The sequence below is a fragment of the Bacillus sp. mrc49 genome (assembly GCF_002803435.1).
In genome coordinates this window covers 576,071-600,027 of the sequence record NZ_PHNG01000800.1, presented here as the reverse complement: position 1 = coordinate 600,027, position 23,957 = coordinate 576,071, and the positions used below count along the sequence as shown (strand labels likewise).

General features: G+C 44.7%; 23 protein-coding genes. 1 reads left to right on the top strand and 22 read right to left on the bottom strand.

All coding sequences use genetic code 11. From position 1 onward, the window contains the following. Positions 1-25: 25 nt before the first annotated feature. From ffh to CVN76_RS29175, 16 genes are all read right to left on the bottom strand, one after another. A complete protein-coding gene (gene ffh / locus CVN76_RS29250) occupies positions 26-1,366 on the bottom strand; it encodes a signal recognition particle protein (RefSeq protein ID WP_100534083.1) in 1,341 nt (446 codons plus the stop codon). A gap of 11 nt (positions 1,367-1,377) precedes the next feature. Further along, the gene (locus tag CVN76_RS29245; RefSeq protein WP_061144596.1) at positions 1,378-1,710 is read right to left on the bottom strand and encodes a putative DNA-binding protein; all 333 of its coding nucleotides are present in this window, start codon (positions 1,708-1,710) and stop codon (positions 1,378-1,380) included. A 525-nt stretch (positions 1,711-2,235) separates the two neighbouring features. After that, positions 2,236-2,526: a GNAT family N-acetyltransferase gene (locus CVN76_RS29240; RefSeq protein ID WP_100534082.1), complete on the bottom strand. Its 291-nt coding sequence runs from the start codon at positions 2,524-2,526 to the stop codon at positions 2,236-2,238. Positions 2,527-2,634: 108 nt separating this feature from the next. Beyond that, on the bottom strand, positions 2,635-3,654 hold the full coding sequence (ftsY, locus tag CVN76_RS29235; RefSeq protein WP_100534081.1) for a signal recognition particle-docking protein FtsY: 1,020 nt from the start codon (positions 3,652-3,654) through the stop codon (positions 2,635-2,637). 26 nt (positions 3,655-3,680) lie between these two features. Further along, positions 3,681-7,244 (bottom strand): chromosome segregation protein SMC, encoded by a 3,564-nt coding sequence (smc, locus tag CVN76_RS29230; protein WP_100534080.1) that lies wholly within the window; start codon positions 7,242-7,244, stop codon positions 3,681-3,683. Positions 7,245-7,264: 20 nt separating this feature from the next. Continuing rightward, positions 7,265-8,008: a ribonuclease III gene (gene rnc / locus CVN76_RS29225; RefSeq protein WP_061144737.1), complete on the bottom strand. Its 744-nt coding sequence runs from the start codon at positions 8,006-8,008 to the stop codon at positions 7,265-7,267. Between the two features lie 266 nt (positions 8,009-8,274). Then, on the bottom strand, positions 8,275-8,508 hold the full coding sequence (locus CVN76_RS29220; RefSeq protein WP_034313729.1) for an acyl carrier protein: 234 nt from the start codon (positions 8,506-8,508) through the stop codon (positions 8,275-8,277). Positions 8,509-8,565: 57 nt separating this feature from the next. Continuing rightward, positions 8,566-9,306: a 3-oxoacyl-[acyl-carrier-protein] reductase gene (fabG, locus tag CVN76_RS29215; RefSeq protein ID WP_198512677.1), complete on the bottom strand. Its 741-nt coding sequence runs from the start codon at positions 9,304-9,306 to the stop codon at positions 8,566-8,568. Next, positions 9,306-10,253 (bottom strand): ACP S-malonyltransferase, encoded by a 948-nt coding sequence (gene fabD, locus CVN76_RS29210; protein ID WP_100534078.1) that lies wholly within the window; start codon positions 10,251-10,253, stop codon positions 9,306-9,308. The genes fabG and fabD overlap by 1 nt, the downstream gene beginning before the upstream one ends. Positions 10,254-10,280: 27 nt before the next feature. Then, positions 10,281-11,267 (bottom strand): phosphate acyltransferase PlsX, encoded by a 987-nt coding sequence (gene plsX / locus CVN76_RS29205; protein WP_100534077.1) that lies wholly within the window; start codon positions 11,265-11,267, stop codon positions 10,281-10,283. Positions 11,268-11,291: 24 nt separating this feature from the next. Continuing rightward, positions 11,292-11,849 (bottom strand): transcription factor FapR, encoded by a 558-nt coding sequence (gene fapR / locus CVN76_RS29200; protein ID WP_057913446.1) that lies wholly within the window; start codon positions 11,847-11,849, stop codon positions 11,292-11,294. Positions 11,850-11,965: 116 nt separating this feature from the next. Further along, the gene (gene recG, locus CVN76_RS29195; RefSeq protein ID WP_100534076.1) at positions 11,966-14,017 is read right to left on the bottom strand and encodes an ATP-dependent DNA helicase RecG; all 2,052 of its coding nucleotides are present in this window, start codon (positions 14,015-14,017) and stop codon (positions 11,966-11,968) included. Then, complete coding sequence (sdaAA, locus tag CVN76_RS29190) at positions 14,014-14,898, bottom strand: L-serine ammonia-lyase, iron-sulfur-dependent, subunit alpha (protein ID WP_061144587.1); 885 nt, start codon at positions 14,896-14,898, stop codon at positions 14,014-14,016. The genes recG and sdaAA overlap by 4 nt, the downstream gene beginning before the upstream one ends. A gap of 42 nt (positions 14,899-14,940) precedes the next feature. Continuing rightward, the gene (sdaAB, locus tag CVN76_RS29185; RefSeq protein ID WP_061144586.1) at positions 14,941-15,603 is read right to left on the bottom strand and encodes an L-serine ammonia-lyase, iron-sulfur-dependent subunit beta; all 663 of its coding nucleotides are present in this window, start codon (positions 15,601-15,603) and stop codon (positions 14,941-14,943) included. Between the two features lie 367 nt (positions 15,604-15,970). Continuing rightward, positions 15,971-17,641 carry a DAK2 domain-containing protein gene (locus CVN76_RS29180; protein ID WP_100534075.1) on the bottom strand — a complete coding sequence of 557 codons (1,671 nt, stop codon included), beginning with the start codon at positions 17,639-17,641 and terminating at the stop codon, positions 15,971-15,973. 18 nt (positions 17,642-17,659) lie between these two features. Then, a complete protein-coding gene (locus CVN76_RS29175; protein WP_061144584.1) occupies positions 17,660-18,022 on the bottom strand; it encodes an Asp23/Gls24 family envelope stress response protein in 363 nt (120 codons plus the stop codon). 253 nt (positions 18,023-18,275) lie between these two features. Here CVN76_RS29175 and rpmB point away from each other — a divergent pair, with 253 nt between their 5' ends. Beyond that, complete coding sequence (gene rpmB, locus CVN76_RS29170; RefSeq protein WP_034313767.1) at positions 18,276-18,464, top strand: 50S ribosomal protein L28; 189 nt, start codon at positions 18,276-18,278, stop codon at positions 18,462-18,464. 199 nt (positions 18,465-18,663) lie between these two features. On the opposite strand, the gene spoVM is transcribed toward rpmB, so the two are convergent. The 6 genes from spoVM to CVN76_RS29140 all read right to left on the bottom strand — a co-directional run bounded on the left by spoVM (position 18,664) and on the right by CVN76_RS29140 (position 23,956). After that, positions 18,664-18,744 (bottom strand): stage V sporulation protein SpoVM, encoded by an 81-nt coding sequence (spoVM, locus tag CVN76_RS29165; protein WP_034313769.1) that lies wholly within the window; start codon positions 18,742-18,744, stop codon positions 18,664-18,666. 120 nt (positions 18,745-18,864) lie between these two features. After that, positions 18,865-19,518, bottom strand: a complete 654-nt coding sequence (locus tag CVN76_RS29160) for a thiamine diphosphokinase (RefSeq protein ID WP_100534074.1) — start codon at positions 19,516-19,518, stop codon at positions 18,865-18,867. A 104-nt stretch (positions 19,519-19,622) separates the two neighbouring features. Next, positions 19,623-20,270 carry a ribulose-phosphate 3-epimerase gene (gene rpe, locus CVN76_RS29155; protein WP_100534073.1) on the bottom strand — a complete coding sequence of 216 codons (648 nt, stop codon included), beginning with the start codon at positions 20,268-20,270 and terminating at the stop codon, positions 19,623-19,625. A gap of 1 nt (position 20,271) precedes the next feature. Beyond that, entirely contained in the window at positions 20,272-21,153 is an 882-nt protein-coding gene (gene rsgA, locus CVN76_RS29150) for a ribosome small subunit-dependent GTPase A (protein WP_100534072.1), read from the bottom strand. A 23-nt stretch (positions 21,154-21,176) separates the two neighbouring features. Further along, positions 21,177-23,201, bottom strand: a complete 2,025-nt coding sequence (gene pknB / locus CVN76_RS29145; protein ID WP_100534071.1) for a Stk1 family PASTA domain-containing Ser/Thr kinase — start codon at positions 23,199-23,201, stop codon at positions 21,177-21,179. A 5-nt stretch (positions 23,202-23,206) separates the two neighbouring features. Next, the gene (locus tag CVN76_RS29140) at positions 23,207-23,956 is read right to left on the bottom strand and encodes a Stp1/IreP family PP2C-type Ser/Thr phosphatase (RefSeq protein WP_100534234.1); all 750 of its coding nucleotides are present in this window, start codon (positions 23,954-23,956) and stop codon (positions 23,207-23,209) included. Position 23,957 lies beyond the last annotated feature (1 nt).

The following is a 23,957-nucleotide window of genomic DNA, read 5'->3' as shown; positions in this document are numbered from 1 at the left end:
GCTTCGTTTCGACTTGAAATAACCCTTACATGAATGGGAATTTGAATCCCTTTTTCTTTCCTTTTTGCATGTTCGTGACCTGTTTCATCATTTTTTTCATTTCTTCGAATTGCTTCAATAGACGGTTCACCTCTTGAATCGATCTGCCGCTTCCTTTGGCAATCCGTTTCTTGCGGGATGCATTCATGGTTTCTGGATGTTCCTTTTCATGGGTCGTCATGGAACGGATGATGGCTTCAACATGACCGATCTGCTTGTCATCAATTTGAAGATTGTCCATCCCTTTCATTTTGTTCGCACCAGGAATCATTTTCAGAATATCATCAAGCGGCCCCATATTCCGCACCTGACCAAGCTGTTCAAGGAAATCATCAAAGGTGAAAGTCGCTGTACGCATCTTTTTCTCTAATTCTTTCGCTTTGTCTTCATCGACATTGGCCTGTGCCTTTTCGATAAGGGTCAATACATCGCCCATGCCGAGGATCCTTGACGCCATCCGTTCTGGATGAAATGCCTCAAGCGCATCCAATTTTTCTCCCATACCGACGAATTTGATCGGCGTGTTCGTGACTGAACGAATCGAAAGTGCCGCACCACCGCGTGTATCCCCATCGAGTTTCGTCAAGACGACTCCAGTCAGGCCGAGCTGATCATTGAAGCTTTCGGCTACATTGACCGCATCCTGCCCCGTCATCGCATCGACCACAAGGAAGATTTCATCCGGTTTTGTCAGTTCTTTAATATCCTTCAGTTCGCCCATCAAGTTTTCATCAACATGAAGACGGCCTGCGGTATCGATCAAAACATAATCATGATGCTCTTCCTTCGCTTTTTCAATCGCCTGTTTCGCTATTTCAACAGGACTGATTTGGTCACCAAGGGAAAAAACAGGCATGCTTAATTGTTTGCCAAGTGTTTCAAGCTGCTTAATCGCCGCCGGACGGTAAATATCAGCCGCAACGAGCAATGGCTTGCGGTTGTATTTCTTTCTAAGAAGATTGGCAAGCTTTCCGGTGGTCGTCGTTTTACCCGCCCCTTGAAGACCAACCATCATAATGACGGTCGGCGGCTTCGAGGCTACGGCAATCTTGCTCTGTTCGCCGCCCATCAGCTCCGTCAATTCTTCCTTAACTACTTTAATTACCTGTTGACCGGGGGTTAAGCTTTTCAGCACTTCCTGACCTACCGAACGTTCACTTACACGCTTTACAAATTCCTTCACGACTTTAAAGTTAACGTCCGCTTCAAGCAGGGCCAATCGAACTTCACGCATCATTTCTTTTACGTCTGCTTCGTTGACCTTCCCTTTTCCGCGGATCTTTTGCATCGTGCTCTGCAGTCGGTCGGCCAATCCTTCAAATGCCATATTGCCGCCTCCTAATCCAACTTCTCAAGCGTCGTGATTGCATCAAGCAGCTTCTCCTTCGAAAAGGAATCCTTTTCAATGAGTGCCTTCATATTCGCAATCCACTGGTTACGCTCTTGAAATTTTTGAAATAACAATAGCTTTGCTTCATATTCCTCAAGCATCGCTTCTGTTCTTTTTATATTATCATAGACTGCCTGCCTACTCACTTCGTATTCATCGGCAATCTCCCCAAGAGAGTAATCATCCAGATAGTAGAGGGACATATAGCTCTGCTGCTTCTCTGTTAACAACGATTGATAAAAGTCATACAAATAGTTAATCCGCGTTGTCTTTTCAAGCATCTTAGCAAGCCTCCCTGCTGTTAAGTGAAAACCCTTTACAAGTTTATATTGTATCGTCTTGTTTATTTGATGTCAAGCTAAACTCCTTACCACTTGCTTGGAGCCAATCATTTTTTTCTTTTTCTCACTTTCAAACGCCGCTTCAGCCGGTTTTTAAGTTTAACTTGCCATCTTTTCATCTGCATATAATGCCTGTGTAAGCCAAATTTCAATTGTACAAATAAACAGGGAAAGGTCGGAAAGACGCCGAGGTTTCCCTGTGTTTTGAATCCGCATGTGTCGGCCGATTTCCGCCAAGGACAGCGGCGGCTACCCCTATCGTGACCATTCCTGCTCTTCTTTTATAATTGACCGCCGAGAGGAAGTGCGTCCATTTCTTCATTATGGGGACGATAGGCTCCATAATGAAGAAATAGGTCTAAATATCAGCCATGCCCCTCTGGAGCAGCTATATGGACGGTTAAAACGCTTGTCTTCGATATCCGATGCTTTGATCGACAGTCATATCCGATTTTTAAAATATATCTATCTTGAAATTACAGTAAACATCCCCATCATATTGGGAGAATAATCTTTAAAATGATATTTTTCATAGAAAGATTGTTTACCGTGCGAAGCAAACAAACCGATAAATGCCTTATCTGGCGCATGGGTATTCAAGTACCTAACCAAATGATCCATGATTTCCTTTCCAATACCTTTTTTCTGATGATCTGGGGCCCCATCCCCGACAATTCTGCCCATGCCCACAGAAGCACACAAATATATGTATTCTTCCAACGTTGGCGTATTATTTTCAATCTGACATTTGCTCAAAATGTTTTCTCCCCTACTTATAGAACGGTGAATGGTTTTTCCCTTAAATACTATAGTATCAACAAAAAACCGGAAGAGAATAATCTCTTCCGGCTTACTAAGTTATATTCAAAGCTCTTCTTTATCAATGATATCAGCAAATAAGCCGTAAACATATTTTTCGGCATCGAATTCCTGCAGGTCGTCCATTTTTTCACCAAGTCCGACGAATTTAACGGGTATGGCCAGCTCATTGCGAATCGCCAAAACAATTCCGCCTTTTGCCGTGCCGTCTAGCTTTGTTAAAACGATTCCCGAGACATTCGTCGCTTCTTTGAATGTCTTGGCCTGAATCAGGGCATTTTGTCCCGTTGTTGCATCAAGGGCAAGGAGCACCTCATGTGGAGCACCCGGTACTTCGCGTTCGATTACGCGTTTCACTTTTTCCAATTCCTTCATTAAGTTCACTTTGTTCTGTAAGCGTCCGGCCGTATCACATATCAGAATGTCCGCTTTTCTTGCCTTGGCAGCCTGAACGGCATCGAACATGACCGCAGCGGGATCGGACCCTTCACCTTGTTTGATTACACTGACACCGACGCGCTCCCCCCATACTTCAAGCTGTTCGATTGCGCCAGCACGGAATGTATCCCCCGCTGCCAGTACAACCGATTTACCTTCACTCTTGAACTTATGAGCAAGTTTACCGATTGTCGTCGTTTTACCTACCCCATTCACACCGACAAACAAAATGACCGTCAAACCTTCTTCTTGGATGTTCAGCCTTGAGGTATCACCGTCATCACCTTGGTAGATGTCCACAAGCTTTTCTGAAATGACGGACTGCACTTCCCTTGTGTCCGAGATATTGCGGAGTTTGACCTCCGTTTTTAATTGATCGATCAATTCCATGACGGTGTCGAAGCCAACGTCAGCTTGAATCAGGATTTCTTCAAGTTCTTCAAAAAAATCCTCATCCACTTTCCGGTAACGGGCAACAAGCTCATTAACTCTTCCAGTAAAGGAATTCCTCGTCTTCGTCAAACCTTGCTTGAATTTCTCCCCTATGGAGATTTCTTGTACCTCAATTTCTTTTTCCTTCTCTTCCTGGGTCGTAAACTTCTCTTTTAGCTTCTTGAAAAAACTCATTGTCCCACTTCCTCTCATTCATGAATTTACACTTCGATAAAGTTTTCCGACTCTTCCATCCGGACAGAAACAAGCTTGGACACACCTGACTCCTGCATCGTAATCCCGTAGAGGACATCAGCCTCTTCCATCGTACCTTTCCGGTGGGTGATGACGATAAACTGCGTTTCCCTGCTGAACTTCCTTAAGAATTGGCTGAACCGGACGACATTCGCCTCATCGAGTGCTGCCTCGACCTCATCAAGGATACAGAAAGGCACCGGCCTCACTTTTAGAATGGAGAATAATAGGGCTATTGCCGTCAATGCCCGTTCTCCCCCGGATAAAAGACTTAAGTTCTGCAGTTTTTTACCTGGTGGCTGTGCAATGATATCTACCCCTGTATGAAGCAGATCATCGGGATTCGTCAGCTTCAGCTCCGCTCTTCCCCCGCCAAATAAAGCTTTGAACACCTGTTCGAATTGCTCCCGTATCGAATAGAAGGTATCAGCAAAGCGACGTTTCATCTCATCATCCATCTCATCTATAACTTGGAATAATGTGTCTTTTGCCTGTTGAAGATCTTCCTTTTGACTCATCAGGAATTCATAGCGTTCAGCTACACGGGCGTATTCCTCGATTGCACCTAGATTGACCGTCCCCAATTCCTCGATCGCCAGCTTGATGAGCTTCACTTTTTTGCGTGCTTCTTCTACAGGGAGCATCAATGGATACCGTTCCTTGGCCCCTTCATAGGATAGCGTATACTCTTCCCTTAAATGGTCAAGGCGGTTTTCAAGTTCCATGTCCAAGCGAGTTAATTTGACCTCTTCATCTTTTATCACTTCGATAACGCCTTTATAAACCCTATTTTCTTCCTTCAAGGCCAATTCAAGCGTTTCAACTTGTGAAAGAAGCTCATTTTTTTCTTGTTTTTTACTGGCAATCCCTTCAATGGCCCCGTTTTTATCAAGCAATTTTTGCTGGGCCATATCCTCGAGTGTCTCTTCTCCGCTTGAACTGTCCGTCATTTCATTTGTCAGAAGCCCCAAGTCATCTTTATTTTCGGCAAGCTTGCTCGTTTCCTTTGCAAGATCAAATTCAATGCGTTCCATCTTCTCTTTTTGGTTTTGAAGCAGTCCGCGCTTAGAGGCCAGTGTTACCTTTAGCTCATTCGTTTCTTCAGCAAGACTTTCTTTTGAAGATTGTTGAGATTGTTTTTGTGCTGTCATGTCTGAAATCAACTTGTCAAGCGCTTCGATTTCCGTTTTGCATGAATTCAATAGCTCGTCCAACTCTTCCAATCTGGCCATTTTTTGTTGTTGCTCTTCCAAATAAGAGTTTTTATCCAAATCATACAGGTGAAGCCGGTCATTAACGTTTCTTTCCTGCAATTCGATTTCACGCAGTTCGCCCTTCAGGGTTTGCTCCTGTAACCGGAGATCCTCCCCCATTTTTCTCGTTTGTTCAAGCGTTTGCTCTTGAACACCGACATCCACTTTCAGCTGTTTGACCTGCTTTTCCAGCTGGTTCGTTTTTGCTTCCATTGCGGAAAGTTTTTGATGGAGTTCTTCCAATTCCGTCTTTCTTGAAAGCAGGGAGGTCGTTTTTTGCTTTAGCGCCCCACCAGTCATTGAACCGCCTGGATTGACGATATCGCCTTCGAGCGTTACGAAACGAAAGCGATGCTGCATCATTTTGGCCAGGTCGTTCGCACCCTTTAAATCGGTGGTGATGATGACCGTTCCTAGCAGGTTTTCGGCGATTGCAGCATGCCTGACATCATATTGGATCAGAGAGGAGCCTGTCCCGACAAATGCTGCATGGCTTTTCAGCATCGATAATTGACTTGATGAAATTTCCCTTGCCTTTATGACTGATAACGGCAAGAACGTAGCACGTCCATATCTATTCTTCTTCAAGAAGGAAATCGCTTCACGTGCATGCTCTTCGCGTTCGACGACAACATGCTGCATAGCTCCGCCCAGGGCCGTTTCGATGGCCGTTTCATACTCCTTTGGCACCTTTATCAACTCTGCGACTGCGCCTTCAATGCCTGAAAGCTTTTCTTTCGCTTTCAAAACTTCTTTAACACCTTGAAAAAAGCCTGCATAGTCTTCTTCCATTTCTTCAAGAAGCTCTTTGCGAGACTTGGCTTGTTGAAGGAATTGATAAGCTTTATAAAGAGTGGTTTCTTGCTTTTGATACACATCTTTAGCCGCATCCAGTTTATTCTGCTGATTCCTGAAAACCGAGACATGCTCTTCAAGCTGCTTGGTCACCTTGTCCATCCGCTGTGAATATTCCCATTTTTTTGCGGTGATATCATTTCTTTCAATTAGGAACTTTTCATTTTCCGAATCCAGTTTAGCGTTTTTATGCTCCTGTTGCGTTAGCTGCTGAAGCAGATACTGTTTTTCGTTTTTGGCCGTTGCCTGCTTGTTCAGCCACTCAATATAATCACTTTTTTTCGCTTCAATCACGGCTTCGATATCGCTATTGAAAAGCCCCAGGCTTTTTTGTTTTTCATATAAGGTTTCCTGGATGCCGTTCACTTCCGAATTCAGCGCATGGAGGATGTCCCTTTCACTTTTCTGTTGGACAGACAGGCGCTTGACAATAGTCTCGCCTTCCACGATCGCTCTTTCAAGCTGTGATTTGTTTTGGGCAGCATTTTTTTTCCGTTCCTTCAATACTTCTTTACGGCCTTCAAGCTTTTCAAGTTCCTCACTCGCGTTCAGGAGAATTTCCTGAAGCTCATTGATTGATGTCTCGAGCGTAGCCAGATTATCCCGGAGCTTTTTGAGATGCGCTTCCCGTTCATGAAGCTGCCCTGCCATTTGCTGCTCCATTTCATTATGCTTTTCTAGATCATGGGACAGCTTTTCCCATTTTTCATAAAGTTCTTCAATTTCAAACACGGTTAAAGCAACTTCAATTTGTTCAAGCTCGTCTTTTTTCTCCAAAAATTCCTTGGCAAGGGAGGATTGGATTTTTAAGGGTTCAACCTGCCCCTCCAATTCATGGAGGATATCATGGACACGGTTCAAATTATCCTGTGTTTCAGTCAGCTTCGATTCCGCTTTTCGTTTTCTTGTTTTATATTTGAGGACACCTGCTGCTTCTTCAAAGATCACACGTCTTTCTTCTGCTTTGCTGCTTAGGATTTCTTCGACTTTCCCCTGACTGATTATCGAAAACGCTTCACGGCCAAGGCCTGAATCCATGAACAAATCTATGATGTCTTTCAAGCGGCATCCTTGATTATTAATGAAAAATTCACTTTCTCCCGATCGGTATACCCTTCTCGTCACACTTACTTCATGAAAGTCTATCGGCAGGGAATTGGTCTCGTTATCAAGGGTCAAGGATACTTCTGCAAAATTCAACGCTTTCCTCGTGTCACTCCCCGAAAAAATGATATCTTCCATTTTTGCGCCACGAAGCGATTTCGCAGACTGCTCTCCAAGTACCCATCGGACTGCATCGGTCACATTGCTTTTACCGCTTCCGTTCGGTCCAACCACTGCCGTGACACCAGGTACAAAATCAATCGATATCTTCTCTGCGAAAGATTTAAATCCTACAACGTCCAAGCGTTTGAGGAACATGACCTTTCCTCCTCTACTGTTCAACTATCTTGTTGATTTTTTTCTTTTAAGACGATCAATGCATGCTCGGCTGCATGCTGCTCCGCTTCTTTTTTGGACTTCCCTAAACCAGTGCCAAGCTCTACCCCGTTCAAAGAGACGGTGGAAACGAACTCCCGGTTATGGGCCGGCCCTTTCTCCTGCAGGATTTTATATTGCAGGACACCGATAGCATCACGCTGGATCAGCTCTTGAAGCTGGCTTTTATAATCCATCACATGAGAAAAAGCACCCTCGTCTATCTTCGGAAACACAACATTATTCAAAAACTGCACAACCGACTCCAACCCTTGGTCAAGGTACAACGCCCCGATATATGCTTCGAATACATCCGCTAACATCGCAGGCCGTTCCCTTCCGCCTGTCATTTCTTCCCCTTTTCCGAGTAATACATATTCCCCGTAGGAAAGACTATTGGCAAAAGCAACAAGCGAGGGTTCGCACACTATGGCTGCCCTTAATTTGGTCAGTTCACCCTCGCTCATCATCGGGTATTTTTGATACAAGTATTTAGAGATGGTCAGTTCCAGCACAGCGTCTCCCAAGAATTCAAGCCTTTCGTTATCTTCATAAGGCTTACGGCGATGCTCATTCACATAAGATGAATGTGTAAAAGCTTGTTTCAATAAATTTTCATCCTGAAAATGAAAACCAAGACTTTCTTGCAACTGTTTAAATTTATTATCCTTGATTGATGGTTTACGATTATTTCCGTTCCTACGTATCACTTAAAACCCTCCACAACGGTTCAAAAAAGCATATTTTTCCAATATATAAAAAGAAACCTGGCAGGAATTCCTGTCAAGCTTTCCTATGTACCATCATACATGATAATTCGCTTAAAGAAAACTAACCGTCAACCACTGTCAGGCAGAAAGAAGCTTGCTTTAGCCAATCATCATTCCCTTATATCAAGCAGCTTTCCTTAAACTTCTTTCATTACAAGAGAAAGCCCCGTTAAAAACGGAGCTTTTAGTCAAAAGACCATACATTACATAGTGCTTTGTATGTAATTCACAGCATCACCTACTGTGGCGATTTTTTCAGCGTCGTCGTCCGAAATTTCCATATCGAACTCGTCTTCGAATTCCATGACTAGTTCAACTACATCTAGGGAATCGGCACCAAGATCTTCTTTGAAAGAAGCTTCAAGTTTCACTTCTGATTCTTCTACGTTCAAACGATCCACAACGATTTTCGTTACTCTTTCTAATACATCTGCCAATTTGTTCACCTCCCCTCAAGACATTATAAATTAAATTCGAAAAAAATCAAAGAAAACTTACATAACCATGCCGCCATCTACATGAAGTGTTTGTCCAGTCATATATTTGCTGGCGTCTGAAGCAAGGAAAGATGCGACAGATGCGACTTCTTTAGGGTCACCGAAACGCGCCAGTGGAATTTGGTCCAGCATCGCCTTTTGGACATCTTCAGGCAATTCCCCAGTCATATCAGTCGAGATGAAGCCGGGAGCAATCGCATTAACCGTTATCCCTCTTGAAGCAAGTTCCTTCGCAGTGGTTTTGGTCAGGCCGATTACGCCCGCCTTCGCCGCCACATAATTGGCCTGACCTGCATTTCCGCTTACGCCGACGATCGATGCCATATTTATGATCCTGCCGCTGCGCTGCTTCATCATTTGCCTGGTGACCGCTTTTGTGCAAAGGAAAACGCCTTTAAGGTTCGTATTGATCACTGCATCCCACTCATCTTCTTTCATGCGCATCAATAAGTTATCGCGTGTGATGCCGGCATTGTTTACCAGGATATCCACGCGGCCGAACCGTTCGACGACTTCTTTGACCATGTTAGTCACTGATTCACCATTGGCAACATCGCATTGAATGGCGAATGCTTCACGGCCCAATGCCTTGATTTCATCGACCACTTCATTCGCTTTCGCTTCACTGCCGGAATAATTGATGGCAACATCCGCTCCCTGAAGAGCAAGCTCTAACGCCACTTCCCTGCCAATGCCCCTTGAGGCTCCTGTTACGAGTGCCTTTTTACCTTTAAGGATCATGCTTGTACCTCCTTCAGAGTTTCGACTGTTTTAGTCAGGGTTTCTAGATCGGATACGGAATGGATTTGCACGGAACGGTCAATTTTCTTGATCAATCCGCCCAAAACTTTCCCCGGGCCTACCTCGATGAACGTATCGACACCCAGCTCGAGCAATGTTCTGACGCTGTCCTCCCAAAGTACTGGGGAATACAGCTGTTCGATCAATTTTTCTTTAATTTCAACAGGTGCAGTAATCGGTTTGGCCGTTACATTCGAAATGACGGGAATATCCGCTTGTTGGAAGGTCACTTCATCCAGGACACCCTGTAGTTTTTCTGCTGCTGGTTTCATCAATTCCGAATGGAAAGGTCCGCTCACTTCAAGGGGAAGCGCCCTTTTGGCTCCATTCTCCTTCGCCTTTGCACTTGCCAGTTTAACACCTTCCGATGTGCCGGAAATGACGATTTGCCCCGGACAATTTATATTGGCCAATTGAACGGATTCGCCTGTGGCAGTTATTTCAGAAGTCACTTCAGTCAGAGCTTCACGATCCATTCCAAGTATCGCCGCCATTGAGCCTTGACCATTCGGGACAGCCGCTTCCATGAACTCCCCACGTTTACGAACGGTATATACGGCATCTTCAAAAGAGATGGCACCAGATGCCACTAAAGCCGTATATTCACCCAAACTATGGCCCGCTGTATAATCCGCTTTGATTCCCGCTTCTTCCAAAGCGCTGACCAGTGCATAACTTGTAGTCAATAAAGCTGGCTGTGCATTGTAGGTTACCGTCAATTCCTGCTGTGTACCATTAAAGATAAGTTCAGAAAGCGGTAAATCAAGTTTTTCATCCGCTGTACGAAAAATTTGCTGAGCACGCTCGTTTTCCTGATATAAGCTAAGCCCCATTCCTATTAATTGTGAACCTTGTCCTGGAAAGACAAAAGCAATTTTACCCATCTGTTACTCCCCTGCCTCTATGATTTATTATTGTTTTTCTATCGTCTTCGCAATGGTCGGGATGACGTCATGACCAACCATGTCGCGAGTCTGGCGTATCGCATTATAGATGGCATTCGCATCCGAAGATCCATGCGCCTTGATGACAGGAGCCTTCAGGCCGAATAATCCTGCACCGCCATATTCCGAATAGTCCATTTGATTTTTTATGACCTTTAATTCCGGCTTCACCATTGCAGCAGCCAGCTTGCTCTTCAGGTTGCTCGTCAAAGCCGATTTCAACATGGTGAACACGCTCATAGCCGTACCTTCCAGTGTCTTCAACACCATATTTCCCGTAAATCCATCCGTAACGACCACATCGGCCGGTCCATTTAGAAGGTCTCGTGCTTCAACATTACCAATAAAGGAGATTTCCGATGACTGCTGCAGCAATGAAAAAGCATGCTTGGTCAATTCATTCCCCTTTTTTTCTTCTGTCCCGATATTCAAAAGGCCGACACGCGGCTTATCTATTCCGCGTACTTTTTGGGCATAAACGGAACCCATTATCGCGAATTGCAGCAGATGCTCGGGTTTCGCATCGGAGTTAGCGCCCACATCAAGCAGGACAAATCCTTTTCCGTCGATTGTCGGCAGTGTCGGTGCCAATGCCGGACGTTCGATGCCATCGATTCTTCCGACAACAAACAAACCTGCAGCCATAAGCGCTCCTGTATTGCCTGATGAAATGCATGCGTCGGCTTCCCCATCTGCTACTTGTTGTGCAGCCAATACCATCGAGGCACTTTTCTTGCGGCGAACCGCGCGAACAGGCTCATCGGTACTCAATATTTTATCTTCAGTATGTACGACCTTTATCCGGCCATGTTTGATTAAGTGTTGGTTGATCTCGGCTTCATTCCCGACCAAGGTGATTTCCACATCGGAAAAAGCCTCGACAGCTTTCATCGCCCCTAAAACCTGTGCTTTAGGCGCGTGATCTCCGCCCATTGCATCTATCGTGATTTTCATGTTCATTCATCCTTTACTAGAAAGTTAAGAGCGATACATTTCGAACTCGCCTTTAAAAACCAGCTCATTACCTACGTAGCTTCTGACCTCCACCACTGATCGATCATTGGTATGGTCCACGCTTTTAACCTTCGCTTTGGCTACCACTCTTTCATTTTCCTTTACGGAACGAGTAAATAAAATGGATGCCTTTGCTGTCAGTGCCAATTCATCATTCATGACTGCCACTGCCAATGAATTCGCTTGGGCAAAAAGGTGATGCCCCCTGGCAATTCCGTTCCGCTTGAAGACATGTTCTTTTTTTATATCCAAAATCGAAATGGCATTGTCATCTAAATTGAGATCTATTACTTCCCCGATGATTTCATCCAAAGGCAAAGCCCTGATTTCGTCACTGAATTTTTTCTCGGCCACGTTCTTAATGCGTTCACGCAGTTCCGGTATCGATAATTCTAGACGATCAAGCCTAATTGTCTGGACGCTCACCGAATATTTTTCAGCCAGCTCCTCATCCGTTACAAAAGGATTCTGTTTAATCGTTTCGATTAATAATTGCTGGCGTTCCTTCTTGTTTCTTCGCATTTGAAGGTCACCATCCGTAGTATTATGACTAGGTACTAATAGTAGTATATATATTTTAAAAACAGATTGCAAGATATTGTGGAAATTCTCGCAATCTGCTAATGGTTTTCATTATTTCAGTCCAACTTTTCTCCCGTAAATACCCCTGTCCCCTCTAAATAGGTACGCAACGGTGCATACTCCCGGGAATGCCAAAAGCTTTGGGAGGCAATCAGTTTTGCGGCATCCTCGCGCGCCACCTCCAAGGTCCTGTAATCGTGGACCATGTCAGCCACTTTGAACTCCGGCAGCCCGCTTTGCTTTTTGCCAAAGAAATCACCTGGGCCACGAAGTTCCAAATCTTTCTCCGAGAGGACAAAGCCATCATTTGTTTCTGTCATGATTTTCATCCGTTCTTTTCCGACCTCCGTTTTCGGATCTGCCAGGAGGATGCAAAAGGACTGATCACTTCCCCGTCCAACCCTTCCCCGCAGCTGATGCAGCTGGGACAGACCAAAACGCTCTGCATCATAAATGACCATTACCGTTGCATTTGGAACATTGACTCCAACCTCGACAACGGTCGTAGAGACGAGGATTTGCGCCACATTTACACTGAACTGCTGCATGACCTCGTCTTTTTCATCCGCGGGAAGGCGTCCATGCATGAGTCCCACTTTATAGCGATTGCCAAAGTATTGGTTCAGCATCGCATGGACATCCAGAACATTTTGCAAAGAATCAAGCTTTTCCGATTCCTCGATCAATGGACAGATGACGTAAGCCTGGCGTCCTTTTTTTAGTTCCTTTTCAACAAAAGTCAAAATCCGATCAAGCATTTGATGTTTCGCCCAATACGTTTCGATCGCTTTGCGTCCAGCCGGCATTTCATCTATCGTCGAGACGTCCATTTCACCAAAAACGGTAATCGCGAGCGTACGCGGAATGGGTGTTGCCGTCATGAATAGAACATCCGGATTCGCACCTTTTTCACGGAGGATCCGACGTTGCTCCACCCCAAAACGATGTTGTTCATCTGTTATGACAAGACCTAGGTTTTGAAAATTCACCTCATCCTGTATCAAAGCATGCGTTCCGATCAAAAGGTCGATCTCCCCGGATCCGAGCATTTGTAATAGCTCCCGGCGTTTTTTGCCCTTCACCGAACTGGTCAATAACGCTACTTTCACTCCGGTCGGTTCAAGCATCGCCTTCAATGATTGCGTATGCTGCTCAGCCAGTATTTCGGTCGGGACCATAAGGGCGCCTTGGAAACCCGCTGTAATCGACGCCTTCAGGCAGATCGCAGCCACAACCGTTTTTCCTGATCCAACATCGCCTTGAAGAAGGCGATTCATCCGATAAGGGGATTTCATGTCATTCAAGATTTCATCGACAACACGGTTTTGAGCATGTGTTAATGGAAAAGGAAGCGTTTCTATGAAGGTTTCCACCGACTTGATGTCGAATTCCTGACCGATTCCTTTTGATTGCTCCCGCTGCACTTTACGCAATGCCTGCATTTTCAATTGAAACAATAAAAATTCCTCATACACAAAACGGCGCCGCGCTTTCTTGATATCATCAGCGGATAAAGGAAAATGCATCATGCGAAGAGCATCATTACGCGGCATCAGTTTGTATGTCGCCAACAATTGCGGAGGCAAATTCTCTTCAATCATGGACCCATACTGGGTAAATGCATTGGAGATAAAGCGGCGCAAACCTTTAACCGTAATGCTGCCCTTCACGGAATAAACCGGTTCAAACTCTTTCTCCCGACTGTGATTGCCAATAAGGCACTCTGAGCCTGTAATGGTTTGGCGATGACGATCCCATTTTCCAGTTACCGTTATGGTTTCCCCTATCGCAAGTTTCGATTTCAAATATGGCTGGTTAAAAAATATGACATTTATTAAATATCTCCCGGTCAATACTTTTATCGTCAGCCTCGATTTTTTCTTTCCAAAGTACCCTAATGTGGGCACGGTATGAATCTTTCCTTCTACGGTGACGCGCTCGTCATGTTCTACCGTTTCCAAGTCCCTCAAACGGTAATCTTCATAACGATATGGAAGATGTTCAAGGAGATTCTTGACGGTATGGATCTCCATTTCCTCCAGGGCTGCCGCCGTTTCGCTCCCGATCCCTTTCACTGCCGTTATCGGCTCAAAAATGGCGGAAGTCACTTTTTGTTAAGCGGCAAGCCAAAAATCTTCGCTTCCAACTCCCGTCCAGTCGGTGTAGCCGCTAATCCTCCTTGTGCAGTTTCCCTAAGAGCCGATGGCATCGTTTGCCCAATCTTGTACATCGCATCAATCACTTCATCACATGGTATACGGCTTGTAATCCCCGCCAACGCCATATCAGCGGCAACCATTGCATTGGCCGCCCCCATCGCATTCCGTTTCACACAAGGCACCTCCACAAGCCCGGCAACCGGGTCACATACAAGACCAAGCATGTTCTTTAGCGTAATCGCCATAGCTTCAGCGCTTTGCGCAGGTGTTCCCCCTGCCATTTCAACAATTGCAGCCGCTGCCATTCCCGAAGCGGAACCAACCTCTGCCTGACAGCCACCCGCTGCCCCGGAAATTGAAGCATTGTTCGCAACAACAAAGCCAAAGGCACCTGCCGTGAATAAGAACTCGATTTTTTGTTCCCGATTCGGTTTTAGTTTGTTTTGCAACGCAAAAAGGGTTCCTGGCACCACCCCGGCCGATCCGGCAGTGGGGGTCGCACAAATGGTTCCCATGGCTGCGTTCACTTCGTTTGTGGCCACGGCCTTGCTGACCGCATCCAACAACAATTCACCGGATAGGGAATTCCCGGAATTAATATAATCCTGAAGCAGGACTGCATCACCGCCAGTAAGGCCGGAAACGGACCGGACACCTTGGAGGCCCTTTTCAACAGCCTGTTCCATCACATCCAGATTGACCCCCATCTGGTGGATGATTTGTTCACGTGTCCTGCCCGTCACTTCCATTTCCTGTTCTATCATCAAATTTGATATTTTTTTCTGTTTTGATTCAGCTAATTCTATCAATTCCGCAACATTTCGAAACATGGTATCTTCTCCTTCCTATGTGGGAACGAATCGATTTCCTTATCAATCAACAATCCTCGCTACCTGAGTGATGTTGGGGAGTGCCGTAATTTCAGCAATGACTTGATCCTCAAGGTTTTGGTCCACTTCAATCGTCATCAGCGCCATCTTCCCTTTTTCTTTACGGGAAACTTCCATCTGGCCAATATTGATTCGATGCTTAGCCAAAATGTTAGAAACACTGGCAATGGCCCCGAATCTGTCATCATGCACGACAAGTATGGCAGGGTTGTGGCCCGAAAGCCTCAACTTAAACCCATTCAATTCGACAATTTCAATTTTCCCCCCGCCAATCGATATTCCGACGAGTTCAAGTTCCCCATCCTCATCCCCCACCGTTATTTTTGCTGTATTGGGATGTTCAGGGACTGCTTCTTCTTCCCGGAAAGCAATTTTAATTTTCTTTTTACGTGCTATTTCCAACGATTCCTTAATTCTCTCATCGAATGTATCAAAATCAAGTAAACCTCCTACGATGGCTACATCCGTTCCATGTCCTTTGTAGGTTTTAGCGAACGATCCATAAAAAGAAATATGTGCCCATTTCGGTTCACGGTTGAATAAGTTCCTGGCCACCCTCCCAATTCTTGCCGCTCCGGCAGTATGGGAACTAGAGGGGCCAATCATAACAGGACCTATTATATCGAATACACTTCTGAATTTCATGCATTGCTCCTCCTTCAGCTATTGAAATCAAGGGAAAGGCTGGGTGTTAGCTTAATAATAACGTCAAATTCGCCGTAATTCCATTCAGGCCGTTCATATCGTTCATCAAAAAATGGGCTCTTTTCCTAAAGAGTGCTGTTTTTAAACCGACACTAGTTAAGGTTGATTGCGAGACTCCTGCGCGGGCAGGGGACAGTTGAGACTGAACAAGCGTTCTTGCCGATAAGGCAGCCCGCCCTCTTGATAAGCGAATAGCAGCAAAAAAAATAAAACTGCATAGCCTAATGACTTATGCAGTTTCTTGCCTTTTATTCGTTCATGATCCTAAGAAAGAAACGGAACATGCTTTAGCTTCATGAAAGGTTACTTATTCAATTGAAAAAATGAAAGAATATAAAGGTTGTTTGCCATTATGGACTTCAACTTCAACGTCTTCGAAATTCTCCTTACAGAATGCAACAAGATTTTCGACTTCTTCTGCATTGGCATCTTCTCCATATAATATCGTCAGGATCTCGGCATCCTCGTCAATCATTTCAGTAAGAAGTTCTTTTGCCGCTTGCGTCTTGTCTTTATCCTTCACTTTGATGGTTCCTTCAGCTATTCCCATGAAATCCCCCGTCTCAATGGCTAGACCATCAATATTGGTATCACGTACGGCAAAAGTGACCTGGCCGGTTTTCACATGCGAAAGGGCTTCGCTCATCGCTTGTGTATTCTCGGCAGCATCAAGTGATGGATTGAATGCCAACAAGGCAGCCATTCCCTGTGGTACCGTCTTCGTCGGGACGACCGTCACATGATCTCCAAGGACATCTGCTGCTTGGTTGGCAGCCATAATGATATTTTTATTGTTAGGCAAGATGATGACATGCTCGGCATATGCCTCTTCAACGGCTTTAACGATATCTTCCGTGCTAGGATTCATCGTTTGTCCACCCTCGATGACCGACTTGGCGCCGATGCTTTTGAACAATTCACTGATTCCTGCACCCATCGCAACGGACACGACGCCGTATTTATCTTTCGTTGCCGGTTTCGTTTGAAGCGGAGTCTGCGTTTCACCCACGATCGCAGTATGCTGTTCGCGCATATTATCGATTTTCATTTTGATTAAGCTACCGTATCGCTGTCCATAATTGAGACATTCTCCAGGCTGTTCAGAATGAATATGTACTTTGACAACTTCATCATCTGAAATGACTAATAATGAATCTCCGTATTCACTCAATTCATTTCGGAATTTTTCCTCATCAAATGATTTATTTGCCAGCTTGTCACTTTCTAACCGGACCATGAATTCCGTGCAGTAACCAAACACGATATCTTCCGTGTTCATATGCCCTTGGACGTTCATGTGATGCTCGGCACTGACCATGTCATCCATGCTAGGACCATGTTCAGAACGGGCTGGGAGTGCTTCACCTTTCAGTTCGGCCAGGAAGCCTTCATATACGAACACCAAGCCTTGTCCGCCGCTGTCGACGACTCCCACCTCTTTCAAGACTGGAAGGAGATCCGGTGTGCGTTTCAGTGAGGCATTGGCCTCCATTACGATTTCTTCCATAACCTGAATGAGGTCTTGGTGCCTGGCAGCTGATGTAACCGCTTGCTTGGCTGCATCTTTGGCAACCGTTAAAATGGTTCCTTCGACAGGTTTCATTACAGCCTTATAAGCTGTTTGCACGCCTGCTTCAAAAGCTTGTGCGAATTCTTCACTATTGATTTCCGATTTATGTTCAATCGCTTTTGCAAAGCCTCGGAACAACTGTGAAAGGATAACACCAGAATTGCCGCGAGCGCCCATCAGCAATCCTCTCGAAAGGGATGTGCCCACTTTTCCGATGTGTTCCTGGACGTTATTTTGCACTTCCTTCGCTCCGGAAGTCATCGATAAATTCATATTCGTCCCGGTATCTCCATCTGGGACAGGGAAAACATTCAACGCATCAACCATTTGGGCATTGGCCGCTAAATGATTGGCACCTTGAATGATCATTTCTGCAAAGCGCTTTCCATTTAAACTTGTAATTGACACTAAACTTTCCTCCTATACTTAAGGGTTCGTCACACGAACTCCCTGGACAAAAATGTTTACGGAATCAACCGCTAATCCTACAGTTTTGTTCAGAGTGTACTTTACCTTCGATTGCACATTATGCGCAACTTCCGAGATTTTCGTTCCATAGCTTACGATGATATACATATCGATATGAACTTCTTCCTCTTCTTGACGGACAATTACACCCTTAGTAAAGTTTTCTTTTCTTAAAATTTCAGCAATGCCATCTTTAAATTGTTTTTTGGAAGCCATTCCTATAATTCCGTAGCAATCCACTGCTGCTCCGCCTGCTACAGTTGCGATAACATCATTAGAGATATCAATTTGTCCATATTTCGTTTGTAATTCAATAGACATTTCTCTTTTCCCTCCCAAAAAATCAAGTCAACTAAAGACATTTTACTATAATGTCTGAGGTTTTAAAAGTAATTGTCTTACGGTACTTAATATAATTCAATTTTCCAGTTTGTATGTCAAGGTATTTTTCTTGAAAGTAATTAACTGAAGTATTGCATTCTCACGGTAGGTATGATAAATTATTAAAGTATTTTACAAAGACTTAAGATGACTGTGAAAACTTAAGCTTGGTGTAGTTAGGAGGGAATTGAACATGGCACGTAAATGTGTAATCACTGGAAGAAGAACTCGTTCTGGTAACAGCCGCTCTCACGCAATGAACGCTAGCAAGCGTACATGGGGCGCTAACCTTCAAAAAGTGCGTATTTTAGTTGACGGTAAACCTAAACGTGTATACGTTTCTGCAAGAGCTCTTAAATCGGGCAAAGTAGAACGCGTATAATGTTACGGCATCCTCTAAGGATGCCTTTTTACTTGAAATGGCTAACAATTTAATGGGGATGGTTGATAGCTTCGTAGACTTTTTTATATCCGCATCTAGAAAGTCATCTCCCATTAATGGATGGCCACACATTCGTTAACCCTGGTTTCACGAAAAATAACACCTCCGGAAATCCGAGAGGTGTCATGTAGAATAAGTATCAGCCCTTTTTAAACGCTCCGAGCATAGCCCTTACCAAACTACCCAGAACTTTTGGCAATTTTATTGTATAAAATTTCATCATGCCCCTCCTCTTTGCATCCCACAAATTAAGATGAAGTGGAATTTTTCTATTACAACATAAGCTTTTAAGCGGATATAGGATTTGTAATTATATCCGAATCTGCTTTAAGCATGAATTTTAATCTCTGCTTCTTACCATCATTAATATGCCCTCCTTAAATGAAACATTCCCAGATTCGGAAATTAGTTCATTGCTGATGCAGAGTGTCGAACCTATCTCCAAGCTGCGATCGCTCAGCGGGTATTTGAAGCCTGTCAGGGTGATGCCAGTGACTGCCGTTGTGACTGGCAGGAATGATACGTACTTCTTATCCTTCAATGCAGTTACCTCATAAGAGCCTGCTGTCTTGACTGTGAAAATGTTTTGGCGATCGACTATGTATATATCAATTTCGGCATGAATGGGAAGAATGCTTTCCTTTTGGAGCTGCTGGATATTGCCAAGAAAATGATCCATTCTCCCCCCAGTGGCCCCAAGGATGTGAATTTCACTCGGTTTTTGATCTATCGCCCAATGAAAAGCGATTTCCAGATCCGTTTCATCCTTTTCGGAAGAATATAAATTCACTTGCTGAAGCCTTTGTGCTATTACCTTGTATTCTTCTTGCGAAACCGAATCAAAATCCCCGAAGGCGCATTTAGGGTCGATCCCATTTTCAAGCAAGGCCCATACTCCCCTATCAACCCCGATCCAGAGATCCGTCACTTCCTTATACCTTGCCAAATCAGGCCATAGCGATTCTGGACCGCCCGCCATTATACTAATGATCATGATCATCATCCTTTTTACACGTATATGCATATACGAGATTTCTTTGTGACACTGATAAAAAAAGCCGATCATTATCCTATGTATATGATAATGTCGGCTTTATATCAATTTCCCCGAATTCTTTGAATCGCAGCACGGCGATCTTCCTGATTATATATTGCTGACCCGGCCACAAGGACCGTCGCCCCTTGTTCAATACATAGTTTCGCCGTTTCTTCATTGACTCCGCCATCAATCTCAATTTCCAGATCCTGATTATGGTTGTCCGCCATCGCCTTAACTTCAGCGATTTTTGGCAATACGGATGTGATGAACTTTTGCCCGCCAAAGCCTGGGTTAACCGTCATCAACAGCACCATATCAATATCTTCGATTATAGGTTGGAGCAAGGACGCTGGCGTGGCTGGATTAAGCACCACCCCTGCCTTGAGGCCGAATGATTTAATTAACTGGATCGTTCGGTGCAGATGTGTGCAGGCCTCTGCATGCACCGTTATATAGTCGGCTCCCGCTTTTGCGAACGCCTCGATATAACGGTCCGGTTGTTCGATCATAAGATGAACGTCAAGCGGTAGCTTTGTCACAGGACGAATGGCTTCCACTATCAACGGTCCGATGGTAATATTCGGAACGAACTGCCCATCCATGACATCCACATGGATAAAATCCGCCCCGCCTCTTTCCACATCAAGGATTTCTTCTCCCAATTTTGCAAAGTTAGCTGATAAAATCGAAGGTGCAATTTTAACCATTTCAATACCTCGGCTTTCTATCTCTTATTTCTTCCAGGAATTGCATATAATGCTCATAGCGATATTGCGGGATTTCGCCGGATGCGACCGCTTCCTTCACGGCACACCTCGGTTCTTTATCGTGCAAACAAGCCCTGAACTTACAGTCCTCTCCATGCTTATGCATTTCGGGGAAGCAATAGGATAGCCGTTCAGCTTCCATTTCCGTGAATTCGAGTGAACTGAAACCAGGCGTATCCGCGACAAGGCCGGAGCCGATATGAATCAATTCTACATGACGCGTAGTATGTTTCCCCCGTCCAAGATGTGACGAAATATCATCCGTCTTTAAAGCCAGTTCAGGGTTGATCGCGTTTAGCAAAGACGATTTCCCAACTCCTGACTGACCGGCAAATACACTCGTTTTCCCTTCTAAATAAGGAACAAGTTCTTCAATGCCTCCTGTGGTAACCGAGGATGTTTCCAATACCGTATACCCAAGTTTGCGATAATCATTGATGTACTGTGTCAATTTCGTCCGGGTTTCAGATGTGACCAAGTCCAGTTTCGTCACGACGATAATGGGCTCGATTTCGTTATCTTCGATCAATACGAGGAAACGATCGAGCAGCGCCGGACTGAAGTCAGGTTCAACTGCCGAAAAGACGAGGATGGCTTGGTCTACATTTGAAATTTGCGGACGGATCAACTCATTCTTTCGCGGTTTTATCTCGGTAACGGTCCCATCGGTTTTATTTTCCGCTTGGTACACCACATAATCACCAACGAGCGGAGTTACCTTATTTTTCCTGAAAACGCCCCGTCCGCGGCATTGAAAAACTTCTTCCCCATCAAGCACATAATAAAATCCGCTAAGTGCTTTAATAATTTTTCCTTCGGGCATAGCCACACTCCTAATTTATATATTTAGTCGGGATAAGAGACAGCTTTGTCGATGATGACCTGGTTGTCCCTCATGACTTTATAGCCAGCTTTCTTATCCTGGGAAACCGTCAATTCGATCGTTCGCTTGGCATCTTCCACGATAAAGAATGATTCCTTAGGCTCCGTCATGCTATTATTGATATCCTCAATGAAAATTTGCACTTTTTGCGCTTTGCCAGGTTCAACTGGATCATATTCAATCTTGATTTTCTCCGTTACGGTCTTGGGGGGGATCTCTTCTTTCCCTTTTGAGACGATGACTTTCACCGTACTGCCTTTTTCCACCTTAGTACCCGGTTCAGGCGACTGGGAAATGACCAGGCCCTTCTCGACGGAATCATCGTATACCTCTTCTTCCACATCGATCTTTATTCCGCTTTCATTGGAATAATCATTTAGGCCGGCTTCATTGAACCCCTTGAGATTTTTCAGGCTCAATAAATCTTCCCCTTTGCTTACAGTCAACTCAAGTTCCGTTTCGGAAGGGACGATTTCAGTGGAGCCCGATGGCGTCTGATCTATGATGGTACCGGCAGCACTTTGATCAAATTTGTAGGTCACGATCGTGTTTTTGAATCCCATATTATCAAGCAGGGATTTAATATCCGAGTAATTCCGGCCTTCATAGTTGGAAAGCGAGATCGTTTCTTTACCTACACTTTGATAAATATCGACTTTTGCACCTGCCTTGACGGTTTTTCCTTCCTTCGGGTTGGTTTTGATCACCAGTCCCGCTTCAACCTCTTCATCCTCGATCTCAATCGTTTCTCCGACGACCAAATCCAGATTAAGCAAATCAGTAATCGCATCATCCAATTCCTTCCCTTTAAGGTCAGGGATCGTCACTTCCTTCGAGCCCAACAGGGATGGTCCTAACGTGACAGATAAGACAGCAAGCAGTGCGAGGACTAAAAAGATGGTTACCAAAATAGCTGGCATTCTCTTCCGTTTTTTGTCCTTTTGTTTCGTCTTCATTTTTTGTTTTTTCTGTTTCTTTTGTTTTTTGTTCACTTTCATGGCTTCCACTGAGTCATCTTCAGCATCGTCTGCATAGACTGCCGTATTTTTCTCCGGCCCTCTTATAATCGTCTCATCAATGCTCGAGAGCTGATCATCCGTGATGACAGGTATCGCTTTCGTTGCATCATGGTCTTCCGGTATCGTAAAAGGCTGCTCATTTGAACGCTCAGGATTCAACGACGTACGAATGTCATCTTCCATTGAATCTACGCTTTCATATCGGTAATATGAATCCTTCGCTGTCGCCCTCAAAATAATATTTTCTACACTCTGAGGTATTTCAGGGTTCCACCGTTTTGGCGAAGGGGTTTCCGATTGTAAATGCTTAAGCGCTATCGACACGGCTGATTCACCGGAAAAAGGCAATCTACCCGTCAGCAATTCAAACATGACGATGCCAAGGGAGTAAATATCCGATTTCTTATTGGCCATGCCGCCCCTTGCCTGTTCCGGAGATAAGTAATGGACGGAACCCAAGACTGCGTTCGTCTGAGTAATGTTGGTTGCACTCAAGGCCAAGGCAATTCCAAAGTCCGTTATCTTGACGGTTCCTTCTTTATCGATCAATATGTTCTGTGGCTTGATGTCACGATGGATGATCCCATTATGGTGGGCATGGGAAATCGCTGCCGTGATTTGCTTCATGATATCCAAGGCTTCATCAACTGGAATCGGATAATATTTTTGTATGTATTGCTTAAGTGTGAAGCCGTCCACATATTCCATGACGATATAATAGATGGCATCTTCTTCTCCAACATCATAAATACTTACGATATTGGGATGGGCCAAACTGGTTGCCGATTGAGCTTCACGGTTGAAGCGCTTGATGAATTCTTCGTCATTGTTGAAGTCCATGCGAAGGATTTTCAACGCAACATCCCTATCCAAAATCATATCCCTTGCAAGGTAAACATTCGCCATGCCACCGCCGCCGACCATCTCGATCAGTTTATAACGGCCGTTGATTCTTCTGCCAATCAACATTCAATTCACCTGCTTTCGCTTTCATCAGTAAATTGAACAAGCACAAGGGTGATATTATCTTCCCCACCGTAGTGATTGGCCTTGTCTATTAATGATTTTGCCTTTTCTTCAAGAGGCTGCCCATTTGTAACCGTTTCTTCAAGCTCCTGTTCATTCACTTTATTCGTTAAGCCATCCGAACAAAGCAACAATAAATCACTTTCTTCGAAAATGACCGTCGTGATGTCCATTTCAACTTGCTTTTCCGTTCCCAAGGCTCGCAATAAAACATTTTTTCGTGGATGGTTCTCGGCATCTTCCTTCGTAATCTGCCCGGAACGGACCAATTCGTTTACGAGTGAATGATCTTCCGTAACCTGTTTAAAGCCACTCTCATTGTACAAATAACATCGACTGTCCCCGATATTGGCGATGGTCGCAAATGTATCAGTACATATCGCAGCAACAACGGTGGTTCCCATGCCCTTACACTCTGTATGTGACTCGGCATATTCAAAAAGCGAATGATTGACCAAGAAGATTTGCTGTTTTAGCCACTCCTCGGCATCATTTGCCGTTTCGATCCCGCCGGATTCCTCCCATCCCTTTTTCAAAAGGTCAATCGTCATCGCACTTGCCACATCCCCGGCACGGTGGCCGCCCATGCCATCTGCAACGATGGCAAGGCGAACGCCTTCCGAGTTTTTAAAGATTCCGCCATTATCTTCATTATGCTGCCGGACTTTTCCACGGTCTGTTTTAAATATCGCCCTCAAT

Bases quoted from the DNA above. Each gene is read 5' to 3' on its own strand.
- ffh (WP_100534083.1), bottom strand. From the start codon at position 1,366: ATGGCATTTGAAGGATTGGCCGACCGACTGCAGAGCACGATGCAAAAG.
- CVN76_RS29245 (WP_061144596.1), bottom strand. From the start codon at position 1,710: ATGCTTGAAAAGACAACGCGGATTAACTATTTGTATGACTTTTATCAA.
- ftsY (WP_100534081.1), bottom strand. From the start codon at position 3,654: ATGAGTTTTTTCAAGAAGCTAAAAGAGAAGTTTACGACCCAGGAAGAG.
- smc (WP_100534080.1), bottom strand. From the start codon at position 7,244: ATGTTCCTCAAACGCTTGGACGTTGTAGGATTTAAATCTTTCGCAGAG.
- fabD (WP_100534078.1), bottom strand. From the start codon at position 10,253: ATGGGTAAAATTGCTTTTGTCTTTCCAGGACAAGGTTCACAATTAATA.
- plsX (WP_100534077.1), bottom strand. From the start codon at position 11,267: ATGAAAATCACGATAGATGCAATGGGCGGAGATCACGCGCCTAAAGCA.
- fapR (WP_057913446.1), bottom strand. From the start codon at position 11,849: ATGCGAAGAAACAAGAAGGAACGCCAGCAATTATTAATCGAAACGATT.
- sdaAA (WP_061144587.1), bottom strand. From the start codon at position 14,898: ATGTTTCGAAATGTTGCGGAATTGATAGAATTAGCTGAATCAAAACAG.
- sdaAB (WP_061144586.1), bottom strand. From the start codon at position 15,603: ATGAAATTCAGAAGTGTATTCGATATAATAGGTCCTGTTATGATTGGC.
- CVN76_RS29175 (WP_061144584.1), bottom strand. From the start codon at position 18,022: ATGTCTATTGAATTACAAACGAAATATGGACAAATTGATATCTCTAAT.
- rpmB (WP_034313767.1), top strand. From the start codon at position 18,276: ATGGCACGTAAATGTGTAATCACTGGAAGAAGAACTCGTTCTGGTAAC.
- spoVM (WP_034313769.1), bottom strand. From the start codon at position 18,744: ATGAAATTTTATACAATAAAATTGCCAAAAGTTCTGGGTAGTTTGGTA.
- CVN76_RS29160 (WP_100534074.1), bottom strand. From the start codon at position 19,518: ATGATCATTAGTATAATGGCGGGCGGTCCAGAATCGCTATGGCCTGAT.
- rpe (WP_100534073.1), bottom strand. From the start codon at position 20,270: ATGGTTAAAATTGCACCTTCGATTTTATCAGCTAACTTTGCAAAATTG.
- rsgA (WP_100534072.1), bottom strand. From the start codon at position 21,153: ATGCCCGAAGGAAAAATTATTAAAGCACTTAGCGGATTTTATTATGTG.
- pknB (WP_100534071.1), bottom strand. From the start codon at position 23,201: ATGTTGATTGGCAGAAGAATCAACGGCCGTTATAAACTGATCGAGATG.